Origin of the sequence: Qipengyuania sp., assembly GCF_043423005.1 — a bacterium.
GTDB lineage: Bacteria > Pseudomonadota > Alphaproteobacteria > Sphingomonadales > Sphingomonadaceae > Qipengyuania.
This window is the reverse complement of sequence record NZ_JBHWMI010000086.1, coordinates 1-2,696: the sequence shown is the minus strand read 5'-3', so window position 1 is coordinate 2,696 and position 2,696 is coordinate 1. Positions and strand designations below refer to the sequence as shown.

Sequence of the window (2,696 nt, the reverse complement as noted above, 5' to 3'; positions counted from 1 at the left end):
GGGCGCAAAGCTGACGCTTAGAATGAACTCGACTTCGCCTGAAGAGGAAGCATTGGTGTTCATGTGAATCGCGGTCCCGGAGGACTGCCGCCGCCCTGGCCGACATGATCGGCAGGGCTTCGGGTGGTGAGGCAGCAGTTGGGCTGCCTCGTACAGGAGACCACCCATGACAGATACAACCATTACAAAGCACAAGCGCCGGACGGCGCGTGAGCTGATGGCCACGCAAGCTGGGACGAAGGACAATGCCGTGGCGCAGGCTGAGAAGGGTAAAGAGAACACAGGCCCCAACCCTCTGAAGCCGTCAAAGATCGATGAGGTTCTCCAGCTTCTGAAGCGGACCGGCGGCGCCACCCTCGACGAACTGGTCGAGGCGACCAACTGGCTACCGCATACCGCGAGGGCGGCAATGACCGGGCTCAAGAGGAAGGGCCACACCATCGAGCGGACGAAGGTTGATGGTGTCAGCCGGTACGCGGTCGTGGAGCCAGGCACGCAATGAGCCGGCTGGATGACGAGCTTGGCGCATTGGCGAGTCTCTCGCCTGCGCAGCTGAGGGAGAAATGGGGCGCGATGGAGAATACGGCTCCTCCATCCGTTCCGCCTGCCCTTCTTAGGCAGCTGGTCGCACAGCGCCTGCAGGAGCGCCGCCATGGCGCCCTGCCGGTGCTGATTGCGCGTGAACTCAGGCGGCTGGCAATCGAGGGACCAGGTGCCGAGCCAGCCCGTCCGCGCGTCGAGCTGACACCCGGTACCCGGCTCGTGCGCGAGTGGAACGGTCAGACCGTCACGGTCGAGGTGCTGGAACAGGGCTTCACATATGCCGACCGGACCTGGCGATCGCTGAGCGAGATTGCCCGGCACGTGACCGGTGCCCACTGGTCGGGACCGCGCTTCTTCGGGCTGACCTGCAATGGCTGATAAGCTGCTGCGCTGTGCGGTCTATACCCGCAAGTCGACCGAGGACGGCCTGGAGCAGGAGTTTAACTCGCTGGATGCCCAGTACGAGGCCTGCTCATCCTACGCGCTGAGCCAGCGGCACGAAGGCTGGGTGCTCGTCAGGGACCGCTACGATGACGGCGGGTTCTCGGGCGGCAATATGGAACGGCCTGGGCTGAAGCGCCTGCTCGCCGATATCGAGGCCGGCAAGGTCGACATCGTCCTGCTCTACAAGATCGACCGGCTCACCCGCAGCCTCACCGACTTCTCTAAGATCGTGGAGGTGCTCGATCGCGCAGGAGCAAGCTTTGTCAGCATCACCCAGAGCTTCAACACTACGACCAGCATGGGGCGGCTGACGCTCAACATGCTGCTCTCCTTCGCCCAGTTCGAACGCGAGGTCACCGGTGAGCGTATCCGAGACAAGATCGCCGCCTCGAAGAAGAAAGGCCTGTGGATGGGCGGTCCGGTCCCGCTTGGGTATGAAGTGAAGGACCGCAAACTCGTTGTGACCGAGGACGAGGCCGAACAGGTCCGGCACATCATGCGCCGGTATGTTGCGCTGGGGTCGGTCCCGGCACTAGCCGAGGAGCTGGACCGGGAAGGCTACCGGACCAAGGTCCAGCAAAAGTCCAGCGGGCCGCATCGGGGCGGTTGCATCTACCGGCGCGGCACGCTCTACCACCTGCTCTCGAACCGCATCTACCGCGGGTTCATCGTTCATAAGGGCAAGGCCTATCCCGGGGAACAGGAGCCAATCGTCGACGAGCAGCTCTGGGATGAGGTGCAGGCATTGCTCGCCGCGAATGCGTCTGGCTCCTCGCGCCGCCAGAAGCACCAGCACCCGAGCCTGCTCTTGGGCAAGGTGATCGATGGTGAGAACCGCGCGATGACCCCGAGTCATGCCTCGAAGTCGCGCAGGCGCTATCGATACTACGTCACCCGTCCCGACCTGCTTGATCGTACCCGTGCATGGCGAGTCTCGGCTCATGACCTCGAACAGCTTGTCTGCACTAGCATCGCCGCGAAGCTGACCGACGGGGAGTTCATCATCGATCTCGCGGGCTCACAGCAAATGGAGGCAGCGCAACTCCAGCGTGCCCGTGATGAAGCCGACCTCGCTGCTGCAACATTGCGCAGCGGGAAGTCTCACGCGAAGGCAGAAACGCTTGGTGCAATCATTCAGCGCGTCAGCCTGCACGAGGATCGGGTCGAGGTCGAAATTGATCGCAGTGCACTTGTCCGACTGCTCGGACTGGATACCGTCTCAACATCTCCCAAGCCATTGATCATTACCGTCCCTGCAATGCGTGTTCGCCGGGGCCACCAGCTTCGTCTGATGATCCCCGGAACGGAGAATGCTAACGCGAGGCAGGTTCGACGCGATGGCAAGCTGGTGGCGCTGATAGCCGAGGCGCATCAGGCCAAGGACCTTGTGCTCGCAAATCCCGAAAAGTCGATTGCCAGTCTTGCCCGCGAAGAAGGACGGTGCCGGACTCGGCTTGGCAAGCTTGTTGCACTGTCATGCCTTGCTCCCGAAATCGTCACTGCCATAGTCGAAGGCAAACAGCCCGAGCAGCTTACCGCCGCGCGGCTCCTCGCAACGCCGCTCCCGCTGGCCTGGGCCGATCAGCGACGCGAGCTCGGCCTCTCCTGATCATCTCCACCTGCAGTCAGAATTCTTGGACCTGAGACGGCGGGCGAAATCTGCGCCAGATCTGCTTCGGAGAGTTGAGTCTCAGACTGCAGTTCACCAA

General features: G+C 62.5%; 3 protein-coding genes. All 3 read left to right on the top strand.

Features of this window, described 5'->3' with window-relative positions; genetic code table 11:
* Positions 1-166 precede the first annotated feature (166 nt).
* The 3 genes from ACHFFA_RS11745 to ACHFFA_RS11735 are packed head-to-tail and all read left to right on the top strand — an operon-like array spanning position 167 to position 2,596.
* On the top strand, positions 167-502 hold the full coding sequence (locus ACHFFA_RS11745; protein WP_394271019.1) for a DUF3489 domain-containing protein: 336 nt from the start codon (positions 167-169) through the stop codon (positions 500-502).
* Positions 499-921: a DUF2924 domain-containing protein gene (locus tag ACHFFA_RS11740; RefSeq protein WP_394271018.1), complete on the top strand. Its 423-nt coding sequence runs from the start codon at positions 499-501 to the stop codon at positions 919-921. The genes ACHFFA_RS11745 and ACHFFA_RS11740 overlap by 4 nt, the downstream gene beginning before the upstream one ends.
* Positions 914-2,596, top strand: coding sequence for a recombinase family protein (locus ACHFFA_RS11735; protein ID WP_394271017.1), 1,683 nt, complete (start codon positions 914-916; stop codon positions 2,594-2,596). The genes ACHFFA_RS11740 and ACHFFA_RS11735 overlap by 8 nt, the downstream gene beginning before the upstream one ends.
* Positions 2,597-2,696 lie beyond the last annotated feature (100 nt).

Excerpts from the sequence above, each read along its gene's own strand:
- ACHFFA_RS11745 (WP_394271019.1), top strand. The coding sequence starts at position 167 with ATGACAGATACAACCATTACAAAGCACAAGCGCCGGACGGCGCGTGAG.
- ACHFFA_RS11740 (WP_394271018.1), top strand. The coding sequence starts at position 499 with ATGAGCCGGCTGGATGACGAGCTTGGCGCATTGGCGAGTCTCTCGCCT.
- ACHFFA_RS11735 (WP_394271017.1), top strand. The coding sequence starts at position 914 with ATGGCTGATAAGCTGCTGCGCTGTGCGGTCTATACCCGCAAGTCGACC.